We start from the raw sequence: 21,638 nt of genomic DNA, 5'->3' as shown, positions 1-21,638 counted from the left end.
CTTTCAATCACCGCGCGGCGTCAATTCACCATCCGCGCGTACCCCGCCCAATAAGGCGCCCGCAAATCCTTGCGCAAAATCTTGCCGCTCGCGTTGCGCGGCAGCGCGTCGATCACATCGACGCTGCGCGGGCATTTGAACGGCGCGATGCGTTCGCGCGCCCAGGCGATGATGTCGGCTTCGTCGATCGTCATCCCGGGCTTGGCGACGCACACCGCCTTCACCGTCTCGCCCCATTTGTCGTCGGGGATGCCGAACACCGCGACCTCCTGCACCGCCGGGTGGCCAAAGATCGCGCTCTCGACCTCGGCGGGATAGATATTCTCGCCGCCCGAAATGATCATGTCCTTCATCCGGTCATGGATGAACAGATAGCCGTCCTCGTCCATATAGCCCGCGTCGCCGGTGCGGATCCAGCCGCCGGCATCGACCGTCTTCGCCGTCGCGTCGGGCAGGTTCCAATACCCCAGCATGTTGTTCGACGAGCGGGTTACGACTTCACCCACCTCGCCCACCGGCATTTCGTCGCCATCGGGGCCAAGGATCTTGATCTCGACCCCCGGCAGCGGCTTGCCCGCCGACCGCATCCGCTTGTTGCCCGCGGGATCATGATCCTCGGGCGGCAGCATCGAAATGGTGCCGGTGGTTTCGGTCATCCCATAGGCTTGGATGAACTGCGCCCCGAACATCTGGATGCACTGGCGCAGCAGTTCGAGCGGGATCGGCGCGGCGCCATAGAGGATATATTTCAGGCGGCTGTAATCGACCGTCGCGCAGCGCGGGTGCATCAGCAGGAATTGTAGCGCCGCCGGCACCATGAAGAAACGCGTCACGCCATGCTGCTCGACCGCGTCGAACACGCCGTCGGGGTTGAATTCGGCCAGGATGATGCCGGGCAGCCCCGCCGCGAGCGCCATGATGCCGAGCCCGGTGCCGCCGATATGCGCGCAGGGCATCGCGACCAGCACCGCCTCGTCATCCTCCCACTTGGTATAGGGCATGTCGAGCGTGCTCGAATGTTTGCGCAGCGCGAACAGATTATGGTTCGACAGCACCGCGCCTTTGGGATTGCCGGTCGTGCCCGACGTGTAGAGCTGCAGCACGGCATCATGCGCGCCCGATGGTGCGAACGCCGTCCGCGCCGCCGCGTCGATCATCGCGCGCGCTGCGGCGGCGTCGATGATCCGCGGGGCGTGGTCAAGCTTGCCGGCGAGCTGGTCGCCCAGCGTCTCGAACCCCGGCCCCGCGAACACCATCTTTGCCTGCGTATCGTTGACGATGAACGCCCATTCGGCGGGCGACAGCCGCCAGCCGACCGGCGCCATCACGATCCCGGCGCGCGCCGCGCCATAGAAGAGGATGAAATAAAGGTCGCTGTTCTTGCCGATCCACGCGATCCGGTCGCCCTTGGTCAGCCCCGCGGCGAGCAACGCCGAGGCGACCTTCGCGGTCGCTTCGTCGAGCTCGGCATAGCTATAAACACGGTCTTCTTCGCGAAGCGCAATGCGATCGGGACGTTCGTCTGCCCAATGGGTCAGGAATTCGTCGAACGTAAACAGCTCCGAAACGTCGCGGGCCATGGGCTCTCTCTCCTCGAATCGCATCTTCTGTGCGCAATCGGGGAAAGGCTAGCGGCTGCAGGCAACAGGTAAAGCGCGTATCGACAACCCTGTCAGCAACGTCAGGTCGGGCGGAATAGCAGCATCAGGTTGTTGGCGGGCATCGCGCGGCGTTCGGTGAAGGTCAGTCCGGAGGCGGCTGCCGCTGCCTTGACGGCATTGAGATCGCGCAGCCCCCACACCGGATCGCGTGCGCGCAGGCTGGCGTCGAACGCCAGGTTGCTCTCGGCCGTCGGCACGTCGGGCTCGACATAGGGTCCATAGAGGATCAACGGCGCACCGGGCGCCAGCAATCGCGCCGCGCCCGCCAACAGCCCCAGCGTCGCCGCCCACGGGCTGATATGCACCATGTTGATGCACAATATGGCGTCGGCACGGTCGATCGGCCAGTCCGCCGCCGCCGCGTCGAGCGCCAGCGGCGCCGCGATATTCGCCAGGTCGGAATCGGCGCTCCAGGCGGCGATCGACACCAGTCCCGCGGGATCGGGATCGCTCGGCTGCCAGTGCAGCGCGGGAAAGGCCGCGGCAAAATGGACCACATGCTCGCCCGATCCGCTCGCGACCTCCAGCACCGTGCCCGTCGCTGGTAGCCATTCGGCTAGAACCGCGGCGATCGCGTCGCGGTTGCGCAGCGTCGCCGGGGCATGGCGCTTGTTGTCGTGGTCGCCGTCGCCGTCGCCGGGCATCCACGGCGGCGATGACGCCATCAACGCTTGGCCTGTGCCCGCGCGCGGCGGTCGCGGACGATCAGCCAGGCCAGCAGCCCGACCGGCCCGACCAGCAGGGTCAGGAGCAGGAACGGGAATTGCATGACGCGGCTGAACCCCTTCTGGTCGGCGTCGCGCGCGATCCACATGCCGGTGAACAGGTCGAACGCCAGATAATGCGTCCACCCCAATGTCGCGCCGCCGGGGCTGTCGAACAGCTTCATCACACCCGCCAGCGTCGTGAAGTCGCCACCCCCCGGGCCGCCCGGATCGATCCCGCCGCTCAGGAAGCCGACGATCATCACCGTGTAAGCAAGGCAGAGCAGGAACACCCCGGCGTAGAGGATTACAGCGAGAATTTTCGGATCGCGCGGCAAAAACGCCAGCGCGATCCAGCCAGCGAAAGCCCAGTAGTTGACGAGCAGAAAGATCGTATCCCAGGTCATGTTTGCTCCTCTTCGGCTGTCGTCGCGGCGGGTTCGGTCCAGCGATAGCGCGACGCAAAAATGCCGATGCTGATCGGCAGCGTCGCATACACCATCGGCGCAAGCGGCACCGTCACGCGAAAAAAGGTCATGACGGTGGAAACCAACCCCGTCGCGCCTAGGATCAGCCAGATGATGATCTGGCCAAAGGCCTCGCGATGCCCCTGCGCGTCCATCAGCGGATTACGGCGAGCCGCGGCGAACAGGCCCGCGGTCAACAGCGACATCAGGATGAAACCCGCGCCATAGAGCGCGAACATCTGCCCCAGCCGACCGTCATAGTCGTCGGCCCGTCCGGCAATGAACGCCGCAAAGCTTGCTGCCATCGCGCGCAGCGGATGAACATAGAGCAGGACGGTGAAGACGAGCGCGAGGGTGAGCAGCAGGAACCGCCAGTCGCCATCGCCGACCATCCGCCGCGCCCGAACATGCGCCAGCCAGAACATCGCGATGATCGCAAAAGCAATGGCAAAACTCGGCGCCCCGGCTATCGCGGCTTCGAGTTGGCGATAGTCGGGCGCCATGCCGCCGGTACCCGCGACCATGAGTGTAACCGCAAAGGCAAAGGCCGCGTCGGTGAACGCGTCGAGCCGCTCCTGTCCGCTGGTCATTGCCCCTCCCCCGTTCAAGCCTTGTGCCAGCGCTAGATCAACCCGCCAAGTCCGAACAGCACGATGCCGCCGAAAAGCGCAACCAGTCTGGTCGTCACGATCAGCAACGTCACCCGCGCCGCCGGCAGGCGTCGCGTTGCGGAAAAGGCCGCGGAGAGGCCCATCCCTAATGCGATTAACGGCGCGTAGAGAAACGCCCAGCCGTAGCTGAACTCGCGGCGCACCGCGATCAACTCCCACTGCTCGACGACCAGCCCGTAGAGCGTGATCGCGGCGAGCCAGACGGCGACGAAGACGACTGCAAACAACGCTCCGCCTGCAAGGCAGCCCGCCGCCGAGCGTTTCGCGCCGCTGTCGCCGTTTTCGCTCAACTGCCGCCGATCTCGCTCAGCGACGGTGTGCCGGGTGCAGCGGCGGGCTCGTTCCACGCCAGGATCGGCTTGCGCGCTGCGCCCGTCTCATCAAGCCGCGCGCGCGGCGCAAAGTGCGGTGCCGATTTGAGCGCCGGGTCGCCGTTCTTGGCGCGCATCGCGACGCTGCGCAGCGCGCCGATAAACTGGTCGAGCGCCGCCTTGCTCTCGGTCTCGGTCGGCTCGACGAGCATCGCGCCGTGAACGACGAGCGGGAAATAGACCGTCATCGGATGATAACCTTCGTCGATCAGCCCCTTGGCGATGTCGAGCGTCGAGAAGCCCTCCGCGAGGCCTTTGTCGCTGAACAGTGCCTCGTGCATGCACGGACCGGACGCCGCGAACGGCGCGTCGAGCACGCCCTCCAGGCTGCGCAGGACATAGTTCGCGTTGAGCACCGCATCCTCGGCGACCTGCTTCAGGCCGTCGGCGCCGTGGCTGAGGATATAGGTCAGCGCGCGGGTGAACATGCCCATCTGGCCGTGGAAAGCGGTCATGCGGCCAAAAGTCTGCGGATGATCCTCGCCCGCGCTTTCTTCTTCGATCAGGCGAAAGCCTTCGGCGTGTTTGGTCACGAAGGGCAAAGGCGCGAAGGGCGCTAGCGCTTCGGACAGCACCACCGGACCCGAACCCGGACCGCCGCCGCCATGCGGGGTCGAAAAGGTCTTGTGCAGGTTGATGTGCATCGCATCGACGCCAAGGTCGCCGGGGCGCACCCGGCCGACGATCGCGTTGAAATTGGCGCCGTCGCAATAGACATAGCCGCCCGCGGCGTGGACCGCGTCCGAAATCGCTTTCATGTCGCGCTCGAACAACCCGCAGGTGTTCGGGTTGGTGATCATCACCCCCGCGACATCGGGACCAAGCCGCGCCTTCAGTGCTTCGAGGTTGACGCGTCCTGCCTCGGTGGCCGGAATATCCTCAACGGTAAAGCCCGCAAAGGCGGCAGTCGCGGGATTGGTGCCGTGCGCGCTTTCAGGGACCAGAATGACGCGGCGGTCCTCGCCGCGCGCTTCCAATGCCGCCTTGATGCAGAGGATCCCGCACAGCTCGCCGTGCGCGCCCGCCTTGGGCGACATCGCGACGCTGTGCATGCCGGTGAGCGTGATCAGCCATTCGGCGAGTTCGTGGATCACCGCATAGGCGCCCTGCACCGTCTCCTGCGGCTGCAACGGGTGCGCGTCGGCAAAGCCGGGCATGCGCGCGACCTTTTCGTTGAGGCGCGGGTTGTGCTTCATCGTGCAGCTACCGAGCGGGAACAGGCCAAGGTCGATCGCGTAATTCTGGCGAGACAGGCGCGTATAGTGACGCACCGTTTCGGCTTCGCTGAGCCCCGGCAGCCCGATCGGCGCGGTGCGCGCCAGCGCGCCGAGATCGGCGGCGGGTGCGGCTTCGTCGAAATCGACCCCCGTCGTCGCGGTCGAGCCGATCTCGAAGATCAGCGCTTCCTCGAGCATCAGCGCGCGGTTGCCGGTGAAGGTCGTGTTATCATCGGCACCGCCCGCGGCGGTCATTTCGGGGCGCCAGCCGCCGGGGTTGAGCGCGGTCATGCCAGCACCTCCTTCAGAGCGGCAGCGAAGGCGGAAATATCCGCCTCGGTGACGGTTTCGGTGACGGCGACGACGAGGCCGTTCGCCAAGTTTGCGTTGGCGGGATAGAGCCGCCCGAGTGACACGCCGCCAAGGATGTCGCGCTCCGCAAGCTTGTGGATCACCGGGCGTGCCTCAGTCGGCAGCAGCAGCGTAAACTCGTTGAAATAGCTGTTGTTCAGCACCGACACGCCCGGGATTTTGGCCAGTTCGGTCGCGGCCATCTTGGCGCGGCCATGATTGATCGCCGCGAGCTGGCGCAGCCCTGCTTCGCCGAGCAAAGTCATATGGATGCTGAAAGCCAGCGCACAGAGCCCTGAATTGGTGCAAATATTGCTCGTCGCCTTCTCGCGGCGGATATGCTGCTCGCGCGTCGACAGCGTCAGCACAAAGCCGCGCTTGCCATTGGCATCGACCGTCTCACCGCACAGGCGGCCCGGCATTTGACGAACATATTTGGTCTTGCACGCGAACAGGCCGACGTAAGGCCCGCCAAATTGCAACCCGACACCGATCGACTGCCCCTCACCGACCACGATGTCAGCGCCCATTTCGCCCGGCGCCTTGATCAGACCGAGCGCGACGGGTTCGGTGACCACCGCGATCAGCAGCGCCCCCGCCGCCTGACACGCCGCGGCCAGCGCCGTCATGTCGTCGATGCGGCCCAGGATGTCGGGGTATTGCACGACGACACAGCTGGTGTCCTTGTCGATGCTGTCTGCCAGCGCCGCCCAGTCGGTCCCCGCCTCAAGGCTGGGATCGCCGTCAACCAGCACGTCACCGGTATATTTTGCCATCGTGCGCGCGACGCTGCGGTAATGCGGGTGCAGCCCGGTCGACAGCAGCGCCTTGCCGCGCTTGGTGATCCGCCGCGCCATCACGATCGCTTCCCAGCACGCGGTCGAGCCATCGTACATTGACGCATTGGCGACGTCGGTGCCGAGCAGGCGGGCGACTTGCGACTGGAATTCGAACAGCATCTGCAGCGTGCCCTGCGCGATTTCGGGCTGGTAGGGCGTGTAGGCGGTCAGGAACTCGCCGCGCTGGATCAGATGGTCGACGCTCGCGGGGACATGGTGGCGATAGGCGCCGGCGCCCAGGAAGAAGGGCCCGTCACCCGCCGCGCGATTCTGGCGTGCTAGCGCCGCCATATGGCGTTCGACCGCCAGTTCGCTGGCGTGCCGCGGCAGGTCGGCAATCGGTCCGTCGAGCCGCGCATCGACCGGAACATTGGCAAACAGATCATCGATCGACGCCGCACCGATGGTGGCGAGCATTGCGCTGCGGTCGTCTGACGTGAGGGGGAGGTAACGCATGAACTACTCCGCAGAAGAGGCTGGTTTTTGGGCAAAAAGCTGGACGGTATCGGCAAGCGTGCCGGAAAAGATCGCCGGACCGGCGTGGGTCGTGCGGATCCACGGCGCGAGCCAGAGGCGAAACCCCGCATCGCGCACCCGGCGGCAAAAGGCATAATCGTCCGACAGCAGCGCCTGGCTTTCGGGCTCGATATAGGGGCAGAAAAAGGCGGGGACGATGTCGCCAACGCCATGCGCCTGCCGTTCGGCGGGGTCGGGCCGGAACACCAGATCGGGCATTGCCGCCGCCATGCCTTCCAGCACCGCGCGGCGGATCAGCATCATCGCGGTGCCAAGCCGCGCCAGCTCGACCAGATCGGTCATCTTGAAATTTTGGTTCGGGTTCAGGAAATGCAGTGCGAAATCGCCGGTGTAGCGCGCCAGGTCGGCGGGATTGTCCTTCGCCAACCCTTGTTCGACCGCGCGCGCGACATTCGCCCAATTGATCATCCGCCGCGGATAGGCACCGCCCAGCACCCCGCAGTCGGGGTTCGCCTCCATCGCGCGGACCAGCGAGAACACATCGTCCGCCGAAAAGTCGATGTCGGCATCGATGAACAGCAGATGCGTGCAATCGCTGGCGAGGAACATCGCGGTCAGCATGTTGCGCGCGCGGGTGATCGACGGCTGGTACAGGATAAACTCGAACCGCACCGAGACGCCCGCCGCCTGCGCCCGCAGCGCGAGAGCCAGCGCGGCGCGGACATAAGTGCCCTGCGCGCCTTCGTAGATTGGTGTTGCCACCATCAGGCGGCAATTGGCGAGCGCGGCGTCGGTCATCGCATCCCTTCCCCCTTCCGTCCGGAAGGGTCGATCGTCTTACAGCGCGTCGCAGAACGCCTTGTACGCCTTTGCGTCCATCAGCCCTTCGAGCTGGCTCTTGTCGCCCAACGTCATGCGAAAGAACCAGCCTTCGCCTTCGGGGTCCGAGTTGACGAGCGCGGGGTCTTCCTCGAGCTGGCCATTGCCTTCGGTGACGGTGCCGTCGACCGGCGCATAAACGTCGCTCGCCGCCTTCACCGATTCGACCACCGCGGCATCGCCGCCCTGGCTCAGTTCGGCACCGGTGTCGGGAACCTCGACGAACACGATATCGCCGAGCTGGCCCTGCGCAAAATCGGTGATGCCGACCGTCGCGACATCGCCGTCGACGTCGATCCATTCATGTTCTTCGGTGTAATAACGCGGCATCGATCAGGCTCCCTGTTTGCGCACATAGCGGTGCGGAATGAATGGCATGGCGGTGACGGTGCAAGCGACGCGCTTGCCGCGCACCTCGGCGGCGATCGCGGTGCCGGGCTCTGCGTGATCGCGCGGGACATATCCCATAGCGATCGGCGCGCCGACGCTGGGGGCAAAGCCGCCCGACGTCACGACGCCGATTTCGGTGTTGCCATCGAACAATTTGGCGCCCTCGCGCACCGGCAGCTTGCCTTCGACCAGCAGCCCGACGCGCTTGCGCGGACTGCCGTCGGCCAGATGCCCCAGAATCCGCGCCGCGCCGGGAAAGCCGCCTTCCTCGCGGCGCCGCTTGCTGATCGCGAACGCCAGATCGGCTTCGACTGGGTCGATTGCGGGGTCGAGATCATGGCCATAGAGCGGCAGTCCGGCCTCCAGCCGCAGCGAATCGCGCGCGCCGAGACCGATCGGCTTGACCTCGTCCATCGCGCACAGCGCATCGGCAAAATCCGTGAGTGCCTCGTTGGGCAACGAAATCTCGAAACCGTCCTCGCCGGTATAGCCAGAACGGCTGATCGCGATCGCATGGCCGTTCCACGTCGCGCGCGTCGCCTGCATGAATACGAGACCCGCGGACTCGGGCACCAGCCGCGCCAGCGCGACAACCGCCTTCGGTCCCTGTAACGCCAGCAGGCCATAATCTTCATTATGATTGAGCGTGATGTCGTCGGGCAGGTTTTCGCGCAGATGACCGATGTCTTCCCACTTCACCGCGCCGTTGACGACGATACCGAACTGGTCGCCCTCATTCGTGATCATCAGGTCGTCGAGAATGCCGCCGTCTTCGTCCAGCAACAGCGAATAACGCATCCGTCCGGGCTTGAGCGCCGAAATGTCGCCGGGAACAAGCGTTTCGAGCGCTTCGGCGACCTTGTCGCCCGAAATCAGCAATTGACCCATGTGGCTGACGTCGAACAGGCCGGCGTTTTCGCGGACCCACAGATGTTCGGCCATGATGCCTTCATACTGGATCGGCATCCAGTAACCGGCGAATTCGACCATCCGCCCGCCCTGCGCGCGGTGCCACGCGTCGAGCGACAGCGCCTGAGTTTCCACCGCTCCTTCGTCGCCCGTCTGTTCGATTTCGCTCATGTCAGTCTCCCGCGGTTGCACGGCGGATGCGCGGCGGGGTGCCGCGCCTTTCGCCATGCCCCCTCTGTCACGGGAACCTGAGAGTTTTCCTCCGCCGCACGGCGAAGTTACCCCTTCGGTGGTTCCAGCCGACCGCCGGAACGCTTTCCAGAGTGTCCGTTCCAGCCTGCGCGGTCCTGCTGACCTGAGAGTTTCCGGGGCGGTTGCTCCTTCGGTGGTGAGGCGCCGGTTGCCCTGCCCCCACGCTCTCCCGCGCGGCCGGTCGAATCCCTTGCGAAACCCGACAGACGCCCGAGCCTTGGCGCTGCCCTTGCAGCAAGTCAATCGGCGAGCGCGCGGATGGCGTCGTTTTCGTGGATGTGCACGCCCGAACCGCCCTGCCGCGCCAGCCGGACGATCGCGGCGGCAACTATGTCGCCCGGAATCGAACGGTACCGGCGAAAGGAACCGTGGAGCAACGCGTTGGTCAAAGGCGCGGCGATCGTCGCCAACCCCTCACCCAGCCTCGGCGGCCCCGGCCGATCGCCGAGCAGCAGGCCGGGACGCATCAGATCGAGCCGCGCGAAACCCAGCGCGCGCAGCCCATCCTCGGTCTCGCCCTTGGTGCGTAAATAGAAATTGCCGGCTTTCGCCGACGCGCCGACCGAACTGACGGCAATCGCATGCGGCGTCCCGCCCGTGCGGGCGCCGCGCGCCGCGCCCAGGATCAGGTCGTGATCGACGGCCCGAAACGCCGCCTGCGACCCCGCCTGACGGATCGTCGTGCCCAGGCAGCAGATCAACACCGCGGGCCTTTCTGCGGCGATGATGTCCGTCCAGCCTTCGGGTGACGCAACGATTGCGCGGTGATGCGCGGCCAGCGCGGCCACCGGTCGGCGCGTGACGACCGTCGCAGATGCCGACCCCAGATGCTCGATCACTGCGCGCCCGACCATGCCGGTGGCGCCGACGATCAGCGCGTCAGACATGCGCCAGCGCGTCCGGCACTGCCTGCCGCCCGAAAATCTCGGCATAGCGGTCGATGGCAAAGCGGTCGGTCATTCCCGCAATATAGTCGCCGATATGGCGGATTGTCGCGCATTCTTCGCCGGGCAGCCGCGCCGACCAGTCGTCACCCATCAACCGCGGGTCGCGGCCATAAGCTGCAAACAGGTCGCCAACCACCTTTTGCGCGGCTTCGGCGGCGGCGAGTTGTTCGGGGTGGTGATAGAGGTTCGCGTACATGAAGCGTTTGAGCTCGCGCTCGTCGGTGGCCAGCGCGCCCGAAAATCCGCCGAGCGTCCGCCCCGCGGCACGGACGTCGGCGACGCTGGCGACGCCCGCCGCCGCGACATTGGCTTTGGTGGCGGCGATGACATCATTGACCATCACCCCGATCTGGTCGCGCACCAGTTCGCGCAGCAGGCGATCGCGCGGTGCGCCCGGAAAGCGCTGTTCGACGGCGCGGAAATTGGCCGCGACGAACGGCTGTTCCATCAACTGGTCGAGATCGAGCAAGCCCGCGCGCAGCCCGTCGTCGATATCGTGATTGTCATAAGCAATGTCGTCGGCGACCGCCGCGATCTGTGCTTCCAGGCTGGCGTGACTCGCCAGGTCGAGCGGAAAGTCGCGGTCGATCCCGGCCAGCGCCCAGCCCGGACGCGCGATCGGCCCGTTATGTTTGGCCAGCCCTTCCAGCGTCTCCCACGTCAGGTTCAGCCCGTCAAACTGCGGATACGGGCATTCGAGTTCGGCCAAGGTGCGGAGCGTATGGCCATTATGGTCGAAACCCCCATGCTCCGCCATCGCCACCTTCAGCGCGTCCTCGCCGGCATGGCCGAACGGCGGGTGCCCGATGTCGTGCGCCAGACACAAGGCCTCGGTCAGATCCTCGTTCAGCCCCAGCGCACGCGCGATGCCGCGGCCGATCTGCGCGACCTCTATACTGTGGGTCAGGCGAACGCGATAATGATCGCCGTCGGGGGCGACGAACACCTGCGTCTTGTGACGCAGGCGGCGAAAGGCGATCGAATGGATGATGCGGTCGCGGTCGCGCTGGAAATCGTCGCGCGGGCCGCGGACGACGCGGCCGACTTCATCAAAACGCCGCCCGCGGCTGTCGTCGGGACGACTGGCGCAGGCGGCAACACTCACTTGACGGGTTCGACGGTTTCGCCCGCCTCGCTGTTGAACAGGAAACCGTCACCGCCCGCCTTTTTATAATCGGTCAGCCAGTCCTGCGCCGCCTTGCGGTCCTTGAACGGCCCGACCAGCAGCCGCCGGGTCCGGCCCCATTCGGCCGTCGCGCCGGATTGACCCTTGAACAGATCGGGGCTCTTTTTGGCGAATTTTGCATAATCGAGTGCCAGCGCGCGCGCGTTCGCGCCGGTCGCAACCTGCACCCAGATGCGCGCCGGATGGGCCTTCTTCTCCGCTGCTTCGGCTTTCGCCTTGGCTTCGGCCTCTGCCTTGACCTTGGCCGCGGCCGCCTCCTTTTCCCGCTTGGCTTCTTCGGCGGCATCGGCGCGGCGCTTGTCTTCGACCAGCTTCGCCAACGTACCGGCATCGACCGCAGTGGTCGTCGATGCCAGTTCCTCGGGCGGAATCTCGATCGAACCGACAATATCGGCGAGCGACGCTAGCGCGGCAAGCGGTCGCCCCGCATCAGGCCCGTTCGGCGTCGGCGACGGAACCGCCGCGGGCGATGCCGGAACCGGCGTTGCAGGCGGCGTTGCGACCGCGGTAACCGCTGGCGGGGTGTCGGTGCGCCGACCGACGTCGGCAATGGTAAAGCCCGGCCCCACCCCAGCTGCGCCATCCGCAGCAACTGCGACGGGCCGCGACGCGGTGGCAGGCGTCGCAGCGGCAGGAACATCCGTTCCGCCTCCCCGTGCTTCGCCGCCCGCCGTTGCTGCAGGCAAGGGCCGGATCGTCTCGCGAAAGGGTGATTGCAGGACTGGCGCGGCGCCGGTTGCCTGATTGCTGGCGGTTGACGCCGACACGTCGGCCCGCACCGGGACGGTCGCGATTGGCGCAGGACTTGGCGCAACGGCGCGGCTTTGCTGCTGGGCAACCGCCGCCGGATTAGTCTCACCGCTCCGCCCGACCGGCTCGCGCGGCTGTGCATAGGCTGGCCCGACCTGCCGCGGCGCCGGTGGCGGGCTGGCCGTCGGAGTGGCCGCCGCAACCACCGCGGCGGCGGGTCGCCGACTGCTCGCGGTTGGCCGTTTGCCCGAAGCAGTCGCGGGCGGTGGGGACGGCGTTGCGGCGGCGACCTGCACCGGTTTGCGTTTCGGCCCCAGCTGGCCGGTCGGAAAACGACCGAAATGCGCCGCCGCGGCCTGCTGTGCCGGATTGAGCCGGTCCATCTGGGTCAGATAGGGCAGGATATTCTGGGCCATCGCGGGCGGCATCGTCGCATTGACGATCTCGGTGGCCTCGGCATCGCGGCCGTTCATCGCCAGGATCATGGCACGCAGACGCCAGGCGCCGCGATCCTGCGCGCGCAGCTGCGGGGTCAGCAGCTGGATCGCGCGATCGGCCTCGCCGCTGATCCCGAGCGACAGCGCATAACGGCGGGTCAGTTCGTCATTGGGAGCGATCGACAACGCCAGCTGGTAATCGCGCTGCGCCGCATCCTGCTGTCCCAGCAGGTCGCGCGCCAACGCGCGGTCGGCCAGGAACAAGCGTTCGGGGGCGCCCAGCAACTGCGCTTCGCCGAAATAATCGAGCGCCCGGGTGGGGCTTTCCATATGGACCATCGCCGACCCGAGCGCTGCCTTGATCGCACCGTCGCGCGGGCTTGCCTGCTCGGCACGGACCAGAAAGCCAACCGCGGCGCGATAATCGTCGAGGTCGATCGAGGCACGGCCGGCGTCCAGCAGCGCAGCCGAATCGCTTCCGTTCGACCCGATCCGTGCCAGCGCCGACGACAGCAGCGTACGCGCCGCGGTGCGCTTTTCCATCGCCGCCTTGGTCGCTGCATCGGGGGGCGTCACCTGCGCCGCCACCGGCGCCGCGCACAGTCCCAAAAGCAACGCGCCGAACGCACCGGCACAGAAGCGCGCGCGCGTCGGCTTCGCCGTCATTTTCGCTTGCCGCATGGGCAACTCATCCCGATCTCCGGCCAGCCTTGCCCGGCGGGCGGCCGTTTACAGCCCCGTTACTGGTTGTTCTGTCGCCCCAGGAAACGCGGAATATCGACACCGTCCGGCTTTTCCGCCGCGTCTTCCTCGGGCGGGTTCGCCCCGCGCGACAGCCGCGACATGCGTTCGAACAGGGTGCCGCCGCCGATGCCGCGCGACGACGACTCTTCGCCGGTGCCCGCGCTGCCAGCTGCAGCCGGCGCCGCGCGATAATCGGCTGCCGGTGCTTCGGGCGCATCAAGGACCAGCTCTCCGGCGGTATCGTCATAGGATGCCGCGACCTGCGACAATTCCATCGGCTCTTCGTCGGCAACCGGCGCTTCGGCCTCGGGTTCGGGCGCATCACCCAACGAGAAGCCCGGCGCCGGATCGCTCGCAGCTTCCGGTTCGGCCGCGGCTTCGGCGACGGCTTCTTCCTCGACCACCGGCTCGATCACCTCTTCGGTCACCGGCGCCGGAGCGGCGGCCCGCGCGGGTGCGAAGGAGAAACTGCGTGTGGCAGGTGCCGCCTGCACCGCGCTGTCGCCGGTGCCGTCGATTCCGGTCGCGACGACCGACACCCGGATCTTGCCATCCAGGCTGTCGTTGAACGCGCTACCCCAGATGATGTTGGCGTCGGGATCGACCAGCTCGCGAATATGGTTCGCGGCCTCGTCGACTTCCATCAGGCGCATGTCCTCGCCGCCGGTAATCGAGATGATGACGCCCTTGGCGCCCGCCATCGACACGCCGTCGAGCAGCGGGTTGGCGATCGCCTTTTGCGCGGCTTCGAGCGCGCGGCCGTCGCCTTCGGCTTCGCCGGTGCCCATCATCGCCTTGCCCATTTCGCGCATCACGCTGCGCACGTCGGCAAAGTCGAGGTTGATGAGGCCGGGCATGACCATCAGGTCGGTGATGCCGCGCACGCCCTGCTGCAGCACTTCATCCGCCATGGTAAAGGCTTCTTTGAAGGTCGTGTTCGGATTGGCGACCAGGAAAAGATTCTGGTTCGGAATGACGATCAGCGTGTCGACATGGTCCTGCAGCTCGGCAATGCCCGCATCCGCCGACCGCATCCGCCGCGCGCCTTCGAAAGTAAAGGGCTTGGTCACCACGCCAACGGTCAGGATACCGCGATCGCGCGCCGCTTTGGCAATCACCGGCGCCGCACCGGTACCGGTGCCGCCACCCATGCCCGCCGCGACGAAGCACATGTGCGCGCCGTTCAGCGCTTCTTCGACCTGCGCGATGCTTTCTTCGGCCGCCGCGCGCCCGACCTCGGGCCGTGAACCCGCGCCCAGCCCCTGGGTAATCTGCGTCCCCAGCTGGATACGCCGTTCGGCGGGCGAGGCGTTCAGCGCCTGCGCGTCGGTGTTGGCGACGATGAAATCGACCCCCTCGACGCGCGCTGCGATCATATTGGCGATGGCATTGCCGCCCGCGCCGCCGACGCCGATCACCGCGATCCGCGGCTTCAGCTCGTCGACCTGCGGTGGGCCAATATTGATGCTCATCAAAAAGTCTCCCTGCAGCGGCGGACAGGTGCCGCTTCCCCAACCTTGCGACCCACCCGGGCGGGTGTCCGACCGTCCGGTTTTCTGCACCCGCATTGCACTATTGTGACGTGGGAATCACCCAAAAAATTAACCTTTTCGCCTTTGCGACCCCTAAAAACTGCTTTTTAATGCGGCCATCAACCGGTGCAGGATCGACGTGCCAGTCGGCTTGTACACATCCTGCGCCATCATCGGCAGGTCGCGCAGATCGACCGGGTCCGACGCCGCATACAGAACCAAACCCGCGAGCGTCGCGAAAGCGGGTCCGCTGTGCGCATCGGGCAGGCCGTGCAGCCCGCGCGGCCTGCCGACGCGCGCGGCGCGGCCGAGCGCGCTCTGCGTATAATCGGCAATCCCCTTCAGGTCGGCACCGCCGCCGACCAGCACCACCTGCCGCCCGATCGGGCCGACGAAATGCAGATCTTTCAGCGTCCGGCCGATCTCGCCCATCATCGCGTCGAGCCGCTGGCGGATCACCGACACCAGCTGCGCGCGCGTGATGCGCGGCGAATCGCCGCCCGCGGGCGCGCCCGGTTCCAGCTCGATCACCTCGTTATTGTCGCGCGGGCTGGCCGACGCCGAACCGTAAAAGCTTTGTAACCGCTGCGCCTGGCTGCGCCTTATGCCAAAGGCCGAGGCGATGTCGTCGGTGATGTCGCTCGCGCCGAACGGCAGTGACGCCATTTCGACGAGCATCCCGCCCGCATAGAGCGAGACCGTCGTCACCGCGGCGCCCAGTTCGACCAGCGCCACGCCCAGGTCGCGCTCCTCATCCGACAGGCACGCCAGCCCCGCCGCGATCGGCGAGGCGACCACGGCGTTGACGTCGAGATGCGCCTGCCGCACCGCCGATTCCAGGTTCCGCACCGGCGCCCCGTCGGCCATGATGATATGGATGTCGACGCCCAGCCGGTCGGCGTGGAGGCCGATCGGGTTTTTGACTCCGGTCAGCCCGTCGAGGGTGTAGAGTGCCGGCTGCGCGTGCAGGATCATCCGCCCTTCGGGGTCGATCCCGGCGCGGCCCGCCGCGAGCAGGTCGTCGATGTCTTCTTTTTCGATCCGGTGGCCGCCGAGTTCGCTTTCGATCGGCGCGACGTCGCTGAGCAGGCCGCCCGCGGAAAAACTGACCCAGACGTCGTCGATGTTGAGCCCTGCGATGCGTTCGGCCTGCTCGATCGCTTCGCGCACGACATGTTCGGTCTGTTCCATGTCGGCGACATAACCACGCTGGACGCCGCGGCTCTCGCGCTGCCCGGTACCGAGCACGTGCAGCTGGCCGTCGGCGGTCTGCCCCGCGATCAGCGCGCAGACCTTCCACGAGCCGACATCGAGCGCGGTGATGATCTTTTCGATGCGCGGCGGCGGCATGGCTCAGCCCTTCTCCGCCGTAGCGGCCGCTGCCACGGCGTCGACCGCCTCGCGCGCCTCGTCGAGCCGCGCGGGGGCCACCTGTCCCTCGTGCGGCAATCGCAGAACAAAGCGTTTCGGATCGCGCATGTCGAAACGCAGGATGCCGCGCCCGAGCAGCCGGTTGGCGCCGTCGAGATGCGCAAACTTCGCCAGCGCCGCCTTGGCCTCCGCCTCGCCTTCGGGCAGCGACAGCGTCTCGCCGCTGCGAAAGCGCAGATCCCAGCGGCGGTTGCCGACCCATGTCGCGCCGGCGAGCAATTCCTTGAGCGAACTCGCCTCGGCCAGCAACCGGTCAAGATCCTGCGACCGCTGGTTCGCCTTGGGTCCGATGACCAGCGGCAGGTCGGGCATCGTTGCCACCGTCACCGGCTCCAGCACCACGCCCTTTTCGTCGATCAGCGACAAGCGCCCGCCATGCTGCCAGATCGCCGCGGGGGTACGCTCGACGATATCGACGACCAGCGTGTCGGGTAGCCGCCGCGATACGCGCGCATCCTTGATCCAGCCATAACGCATCAGGTCGCTGCGCACGTCGGCGAGATCGACCGCCGCCATCGACCGGTCCTTCTGCGCCAGCGCGATGTCGTACACTTTCAGCCGGTCGATCCGGTCGGCGCCGACGACCTCGACCTTCTTGACCTGGAACCCGGCGCGGCCGACGACCTGCGCCCACTCCTCATGCACCTTGGCGGTCACCCCCGTCGCATGCGCCACCAGCCCGGCGACCGCGAACAGGCTGATCCCGACGGTCCAGTTGGCGATCTTCTGCAACCGCTGCGGACTGATCGGCAGCGCGTTGATGATCGCGTTCAGCCGCGACTGCTGGACCTTGCGCCGTTTCTTCGGCGCGCGTGCGGGCCGCCGCGGCGGCGCCTTACCGCGCTTGATCTGGGTCTTGCTCATAATAACGCTTCCCCCACGATGCGTTCGACGAGTTCGGCATAATCCATGCCGACGGCGCGTCCCTGTTCGGGCACCAGGCTGAGCGGCGTCATCCCCGGTTGGGTGTTGACTTCGAGCAGGAAAATGCCCGCCAGCCCATGTTCGTCATCCCAGCGAAAATCCGAGCGCGAAGCACCCTTGCAGCCGAGCAGGCGGTGTGCTTGCAGCGCCAGGTCCATCATCCGCTGCGCCACGTCGGCGGGGATGTCGGCTGGGCATATATGTTCGGTCAAGCCCGGAGTATATTTGGCGTCATAGTCGTAGAAGCCCGACTTCACGCGTAATTCGGTAACCGCGAGCGGCGTGTCAGCAAGGACGGCAACGGTCATCTCGCGTCCCTTGATAAAGGGTTCGGCGAGCAGGCGGTCAAACTTCTGCCAAGGACCCATCGCATCGCGCGCAATCGGGTTGCCGTAATTGCTGTCGTCCTTGACGATTGCAATCCCGACCGACGAGCCTTCGTTGACGGGTTTCAGCACATAAGGGCGCGGCAAAGGGTCGACTGTAAACAGGCTTTCGCTGTCGACCATGGTCCCCGTCGGCATCGGAATGCCATGCGGCACCAGCGCCTGCTTCGTCAATTCCTTGTCGATCGCGATCACCGATGTGACGAGGCCGCTATGGGTATATTTGAGCCCCATCAGGTCGAGCATCCCCTGCACCGTGCCATCCTCGCCCGGAACACCGTGGAGCGCGTTGAACACGACATCGGGCTTCGCATCGGCGAGCTTACGGGCGACGTCGCGGTCCATGTCGATTCGCGTGACCTTGTGCCCGCGGCTTTCCAGCGCGTCGGCGACGCCGTTGCCGCTCATCAGCGACACTTCTCGTTCGGCGGACCAGCCGCCCATCAGGACGGCGACATGCCAGGGGCCGCGGCTCACTTCATGACCCCCACGCGCTGAATCTCCCATTGCAATTCGATGCCGCTCTTGTCCTTCACCCGCCGGCGGACTTCCTCGCCCAATGCTTCGATGTCGGCGCTCGTCGCTTCGCCGGTATTGATGAGGAAATTGGTGTGTTTTTCGCTGACCTGCGCGCCGCCCACCGCGAGGCCGCGGCACCCGGCCGCGTCGACGAGCTGCCAGGCCTTGTGGCCGTCGGGGTTCTTGAAGGTCGAGCCGCCGGTTTTCGAGCGCAGGGGCTGCGACGCTTCGCGGCTCGCCGAGATGCGGTCCATCTCGGCCTGAATGGCGGCGGGTTCGCCGGGGCGACCGCGGAAGGTTGCGCCGACGACGACCGCGCCCTCGGGCAGTTCGCTGTGGCGATAGGTGTAGCCAAGGTCGGCGAGCGTAAGCGTGCGGCGCTCGCCCGAGCGCAAAACGACCTCGCAATCGACCAATATATCCTTGACCTCGCTGCCATAGGCACCGCCGTTCATGCGGACGAAACCGCCGACCGTGCCGGGGATCGAGCGAAGGAACTCCATCCCTGCAATCCCGGCATCTCGCGCGGTCGAGGAGACTAGGATGCCCGAAGCGCCGCCGCCGCAGCGCAGCGTCGTCGCGTCGATCGCCTCGACCTTGGCGAAGGCCTTCCCGAGCCGCACGACGACGCCGGGAAAGCCGCCGTCGCGGACGATCAGGTTCGAACCGAGGCCGAGCGCCATTACGGGGATCGCGGGGTCAAGATCGCGGAGAAAATCGGCAAGGTCGTCGGCGTCCCTGGGTTCGAACAGCCAGTCGGCGGGGCCGCCCGACTTGAACCAGACGAGCGGGGCGAGCGGGGCTTGCTGGGTGAGCTTGCCGCGGACGGATGTGAGGGTGACAAGGTCGCTCACAACCGCACCCCTTCCCCGTTCGTCCCGAGCGAAGTCGAAAGACGCTTGGCGCGGCGTTGCCGTGTCTCGACTTCGCTCGACACGAACGGAAAGTTGAGCATGATGTCGGGCAAAAGCAGGATCACTTGGCTCCCTCCACCGCGCTCGCCAGCCCCGCTGCCATCTTGGTAATGTCGCCCGCGCCAAGGCAGATAATCATGTCGCCCGCACCAAGATCGCCTGCCTTGATGCTATCCGCGATGCTTACAGCCAGCTCTGCCGCATCCGCGACGACGCTAGCCTGCCGATGCCCGCGGTCGCGCAGCCCCGCGACCAGCGCGTCCGACGTCACGCCCTCGATCGGCGCCTCGCCCGCGGTGTAGACCGGCAAGGCGAGCACGATGTCGGCGTCGTTAAACGCCTGCTGGAAATCGTCCATATGATCGCGCAGGCGTGTAAAGCGGTGCGGCTGGACCACGCCGACAACGCGCCCGGCCCCGACGCCTTCGCGCGCCGCCGACAGCACCGCACGGATCTCGACCGGGTGGTGGGCGTAATCGTCAATCACCGTGATGACACCCTCTCCGGTCGCAAACTCGCCAACCTTGGTGAAGCGGCGCTTGACCCCGGCAAAACCGTTGAAGCCCGACACGATCTTGTCGTCCGGCACACCCATGTGCAGCGCGACCGCAATCGCCGCGAGCGAGTTCTGGACGTTGTGGCGCCCCGACATCGGCAGGTGGATGCCTTCGATCGTCCGGCTGTTGCCGTCGCGGTCGCGGACGACGACGTCGAAGCGATTGCCGTCGGGACCGGGCACCACGTTGGTGCCGCGCACATCGGCTTGGGCGGAGAAACCATAGGTCACGATCCGCCGGTCGCGGATGCGCGGGATGATTGCCTGCACCTCGGGATGGTCGAGACACAGCATCGCCGCGCCATAGAAGGGGACATTCTCGATAAACTCGACGAAGGCGTCCTTGATCGCGTCGAAGCTGCCATAATGGTCGAGATGTTCGGGATCGATGTTGGTGACCACCGCGATCGTGCCGTCGAGGCGCAGGAAGCTGCCGTCGCTCTCGTCGGCCTCGACGACCATCCAGTCGCTGTCGCCAAGGCGTGCGTTCGATCCGTAATTGTTGATGATCCCGCCGTTGATCACCGTCGGGTCGATCCCGCCCGCGTCGAGCAACGCCGCGACCAGGCTGGTCGTCGTCGTCTTGCCGTGCGTCCCGGCGATGGCGACGGTCGATTTCAGCCGCATCAGTTCGGCGAGCATTTCGGCGCGCCGGACGAGCGGGATGCGCTGCGCCAGCGCCGCCTCGACCTCGGGATTGCCGCGTTTAACCGCGGTCGAGGTGACGACCACCGAAACGCCCTCGACGTTCGCGGCATCATGCCCGATCGCAACCTTGATCCCGCGTTTGCGCAACCCTTCGATGACATAGCCGTCGGCAATGTCGCTGCCCTGCACCTGATAGCCGAGGTTGTGCATGACCTCGGCGATGCCCGACATGCCGATGCCGCCGATGCCGATGAAATGGATGGTGCCGATGTCGGTGGCAACGCCGCGCATCATTCGCCTCCCATGCGCGCCGACGCCATGCCGGTTGCGGCGGCACGCTGGCCCGACGGTCCACCGACGCGGATCACGTCCATCATCGGCGGCGCGGCGAGCGATTCGACAAGGTCGGCAAGGTCGCGCGTCGCATCGGGCAGGCCGCAGCTCGCGGCGCGCGCGGCGGCATTCTCCAGCGCGCCGGGTTCGAGCGCCATGCGCTGGATCTGCTTCGCAAGTTCGCCGGCGGTGAATTGCGGTTGCGGGATCGAGCGCGCGCCGCCCGCCTCGACCATATCGACAACATTATAGGTCTGGTGATTGTCCATCGCGTGTGGATAGGGAACGAAAATCGCGGGCCGCCCGGCGCAGGCGAGTTCGGCGACGGTCGACGCCCCGGCGCGCGCGATCACCAGATGCGCCCAGCGCAGCCGGTCGGGGAAATCGGCAATGTAAGTGGCGCATTCGGCGGCGACGCCCAGCGCGGCATATTTGCCGCGCACATCTTCCAGGTCGGCCTCGCGGCACTGCTGCACCACCTGCAACCGGTCGAGCAGCGCGCGCGGCAGCATCGCGATCGCGGCGGGAACGACATCGCTGAGCACCGTCGCCCCCAGGCTGCCGCCGACCACGAGCAGGCGGAAAATGCCATCCTCGCTCAGCGGCGGGAAACCCTCCTCGCGGATCGCGACAATCTCGTCGCGCACCGGATTGCCGGTGATGTGCTTCTTCAGTTCATGCCCCGCCGGATAGCGCTGGATATTGTGATAGGCGACCGCCACCGCATCGACGCGCGGCGCCATCATGCGATTGACCCGGCCGAGCACGGCATTCTGTTCGTGCAACACGCGCGGCCGTTTCGTCGCGCCCGCGGCGAGCAGGCTGGGCAGCGAGGGATAGCCGCCGAAGCCGACGACGACCGCAGGGTCGAAGTCGCGGATCAGGTCGATCGCCATGCGGCGCCCCTTGCGGATCGCCAGCGCCGCCTTGATCCAGCCGATGGGCCCGCCCGCCACGCGACCGGCGGGCAGGACATGCGTTTCCATCTCGGCAGGGGCGCCGGGAATCTTCAGGCCGCGATCGTCGCTGACCAGCGCGACGCGATGCCCGCGCGCGATCAGTTCACCCGCGAGCGCATAGGCGGGCAGCATATGCCCCCCCGTCCCGCCCGCGGCGAGCAGATAGTGGCGGGTCGCGGTCATT

At 66.5% G+C, this 21,638-nt stretch carries 21 protein-coding genes and 2 riboswitches; all 21 genes read right to left on the bottom strand.

All coding sequences use genetic code 11. The annotated features are described in order from the left end of the window. Positions 1-20: 20 nt before the first annotated feature. Positions 21-1,580, bottom strand: coding sequence for a fatty acid--CoA ligase (locus tag IR187_RS13265; protein ID WP_194955060.1), 1,560 nt, complete (start codon positions 1,578-1,580; stop codon positions 21-23). A 101-nt stretch (positions 1,581-1,681) separates the two neighbouring features. Next, a complete protein-coding gene (locus IR187_RS13260; RefSeq protein WP_194955059.1) occupies positions 1,682-2,326 on the bottom strand; it encodes a DUF938 domain-containing protein in 645 nt (214 codons plus the stop codon). Continuing rightward, positions 2,326-2,772 (bottom strand): ABA4-like family protein, encoded by a 447-nt coding sequence (locus IR187_RS13255; protein WP_194955058.1) that lies wholly within the window; start codon positions 2,770-2,772, stop codon positions 2,326-2,328. The genes IR187_RS13260 and IR187_RS13255 overlap by 1 nt, the downstream gene beginning before the upstream one ends. Then, positions 2,769-3,422 (bottom strand): TMEM175 family protein, encoded by a 654-nt coding sequence (locus tag IR187_RS13250; protein ID WP_194955057.1) that lies wholly within the window; start codon positions 3,420-3,422, stop codon positions 2,769-2,771. The genes IR187_RS13255 and IR187_RS13250 overlap by 4 nt, the downstream gene beginning before the upstream one ends. A gap of 32 nt (positions 3,423-3,454) precedes the next feature. Then, positions 3,455-3,793 carry a hypothetical protein gene (locus IR187_RS13245; RefSeq protein ID WP_194955056.1) on the bottom strand — a complete coding sequence of 113 codons (339 nt, stop codon included), beginning with the start codon at positions 3,791-3,793 and terminating at the stop codon, positions 3,455-3,457. Further along, positions 3,790-5,382: an aminomethyl-transferring glycine dehydrogenase subunit GcvPB gene (gcvPB, locus tag IR187_RS13240; protein WP_194955055.1), complete on the bottom strand. Its 1,593-nt coding sequence runs from the start codon at positions 5,380-5,382 to the stop codon at positions 3,790-3,792. Before gcvPB ends, IR187_RS13245 begins: the two co-directional genes overlap by 4 nt. Beyond that, positions 5,379-6,737 carry an aminomethyl-transferring glycine dehydrogenase subunit GcvPA gene (gene gcvPA, locus IR187_RS13235; protein WP_194955054.1) on the bottom strand — a complete coding sequence of 453 codons (1,359 nt, stop codon included), beginning with the start codon at positions 6,735-6,737 and terminating at the stop codon, positions 5,379-5,381. The genes gcvPB and gcvPA overlap by 4 nt, the downstream gene beginning before the upstream one ends. 3 nt (positions 6,738-6,740) lie before the next feature. Next, a complete protein-coding gene (locus tag IR187_RS13230) occupies positions 6,741-7,556 on the bottom strand; it encodes a glycosyltransferase family 2 protein (protein WP_194955053.1) in 816 nt (271 codons plus the stop codon). A 39-nt stretch (positions 7,557-7,595) separates the two neighbouring features. After that, positions 7,596-7,967 carry a glycine cleavage system protein GcvH gene (gene gcvH / locus IR187_RS13225; protein ID WP_194955052.1) on the bottom strand — a complete coding sequence of 124 codons (372 nt, stop codon included), beginning with the start codon at positions 7,965-7,967 and terminating at the stop codon, positions 7,596-7,598. Between the two features lie 3 nt (positions 7,968-7,970). Beyond that, on the bottom strand, positions 7,971-9,107 hold the full coding sequence (gcvT, locus tag IR187_RS13220) for a glycine cleavage system aminomethyltransferase GcvT (RefSeq protein WP_194955051.1): 1,137 nt from the start codon (positions 9,105-9,107) through the stop codon (positions 7,971-7,973). A gap of 54 nt (positions 9,108-9,161) precedes the next feature. Beyond that, a riboswitch (glycine riboswitch) is annotated at positions 9,162-9,268 on the bottom strand. Then, a riboswitch (glycine riboswitch) is annotated at positions 9,269-9,370 on the bottom strand. Positions 9,371-9,427: 57 nt separating this feature from the next. Further along, the gene (locus tag IR187_RS13215; protein ID WP_194955050.1) at positions 9,428-10,075 is read right to left on the bottom strand and encodes a Rossmann-fold NAD(P)-binding domain-containing protein; all 648 of its coding nucleotides are present in this window, start codon (positions 10,073-10,075) and stop codon (positions 9,428-9,430) included. Further along, a complete protein-coding gene (locus IR187_RS13210) occupies positions 10,068-11,240 on the bottom strand; it encodes a deoxyguanosinetriphosphate triphosphohydrolase (RefSeq protein ID WP_194955049.1) in 1,173 nt (390 codons plus the stop codon). Before IR187_RS13210 ends, IR187_RS13215 begins: the two co-directional genes overlap by 8 nt. After that, positions 11,237-13,174, bottom strand: a complete 1,938-nt coding sequence (locus IR187_RS13205; protein WP_228765929.1) for an SPOR domain-containing protein — start codon at positions 13,172-13,174, stop codon at positions 11,237-11,239. Before IR187_RS13205 ends, IR187_RS13210 begins: the two co-directional genes overlap by 4 nt. A 74-nt stretch (positions 13,175-13,248) precedes the next feature. Then, positions 13,249-14,724 carry a cell division protein FtsZ gene (ftsZ, locus tag IR187_RS13200; RefSeq protein WP_194955047.1) on the bottom strand — a complete coding sequence of 492 codons (1,476 nt, stop codon included), beginning with the start codon at positions 14,722-14,724 and terminating at the stop codon, positions 13,249-13,251. 153 nt (positions 14,725-14,877) lie between these two features. Next, positions 14,878-16,134 carry a cell division protein FtsA gene (gene ftsA, locus IR187_RS13195; protein WP_194955046.1) on the bottom strand — a complete coding sequence of 419 codons (1,257 nt, stop codon included), beginning with the start codon at positions 16,132-16,134 and terminating at the stop codon, positions 14,878-14,880. Between the two features lie 3 nt (positions 16,135-16,137). Then, positions 16,138-17,079 carry a cell division protein FtsQ/DivIB gene (locus IR187_RS13190; RefSeq protein WP_194955045.1) on the bottom strand — a complete coding sequence of 314 codons (942 nt, stop codon included), beginning with the start codon at positions 17,077-17,079 and terminating at the stop codon, positions 16,138-16,140. Continuing rightward, on the bottom strand, positions 17,076-18,002 hold the full coding sequence (locus IR187_RS13185) for a D-alanine--D-alanine ligase (RefSeq protein WP_194955044.1): 927 nt from the start codon (positions 18,000-18,002) through the stop codon (positions 17,076-17,078). Before IR187_RS13185 ends, IR187_RS13190 begins: the two co-directional genes overlap by 4 nt. Further along, a complete protein-coding gene (gene murB / locus IR187_RS13180; protein ID WP_194955043.1) occupies positions 17,999-18,898 on the bottom strand; it encodes a UDP-N-acetylmuramate dehydrogenase in 900 nt (299 codons plus the stop codon). Before murB ends, IR187_RS13185 begins: the two co-directional genes overlap by 4 nt. Continuing rightward, positions 18,895-19,023 (bottom strand): hypothetical protein, encoded by a 129-nt coding sequence (locus tag IR187_RS17035; protein ID WP_267463787.1) that lies wholly within the window; start codon positions 19,021-19,023, stop codon positions 18,895-18,897. The genes murB and IR187_RS17035 overlap by 4 nt, the downstream gene beginning before the upstream one ends. Next, complete coding sequence (murC, locus tag IR187_RS13175) at positions 19,020-20,453, bottom strand: UDP-N-acetylmuramate--L-alanine ligase (protein ID WP_194955042.1); 1,434 nt, start codon at positions 20,451-20,453, stop codon at positions 19,020-19,022. The genes IR187_RS17035 and murC overlap by 4 nt, the downstream gene beginning before the upstream one ends. After that, positions 20,453-21,637, bottom strand: a complete 1,185-nt coding sequence (gene murG, locus IR187_RS13170; protein ID WP_194955041.1) for an undecaprenyldiphospho-muramoylpentapeptide beta-N-acetylglucosaminyltransferase — start codon at positions 21,635-21,637, stop codon at positions 20,453-20,455. The genes murC and murG overlap by 1 nt, the downstream gene beginning before the upstream one ends. Between the last annotated feature and the right edge of the window lies 1 nt (position 21,638).

The sequence above is a fragment of the Sphingopyxis solisilvae genome (genome assembly GCF_015475875.1).
GTDB classification, from domain to species: domain Bacteria; phylum Pseudomonadota; class Alphaproteobacteria; order Sphingomonadales; family Sphingomonadaceae; genus Sphingopyxis; species Sphingopyxis solisilvae.
This window is presented reverse-complemented; position numbering and strand designations above follow the sequence as displayed.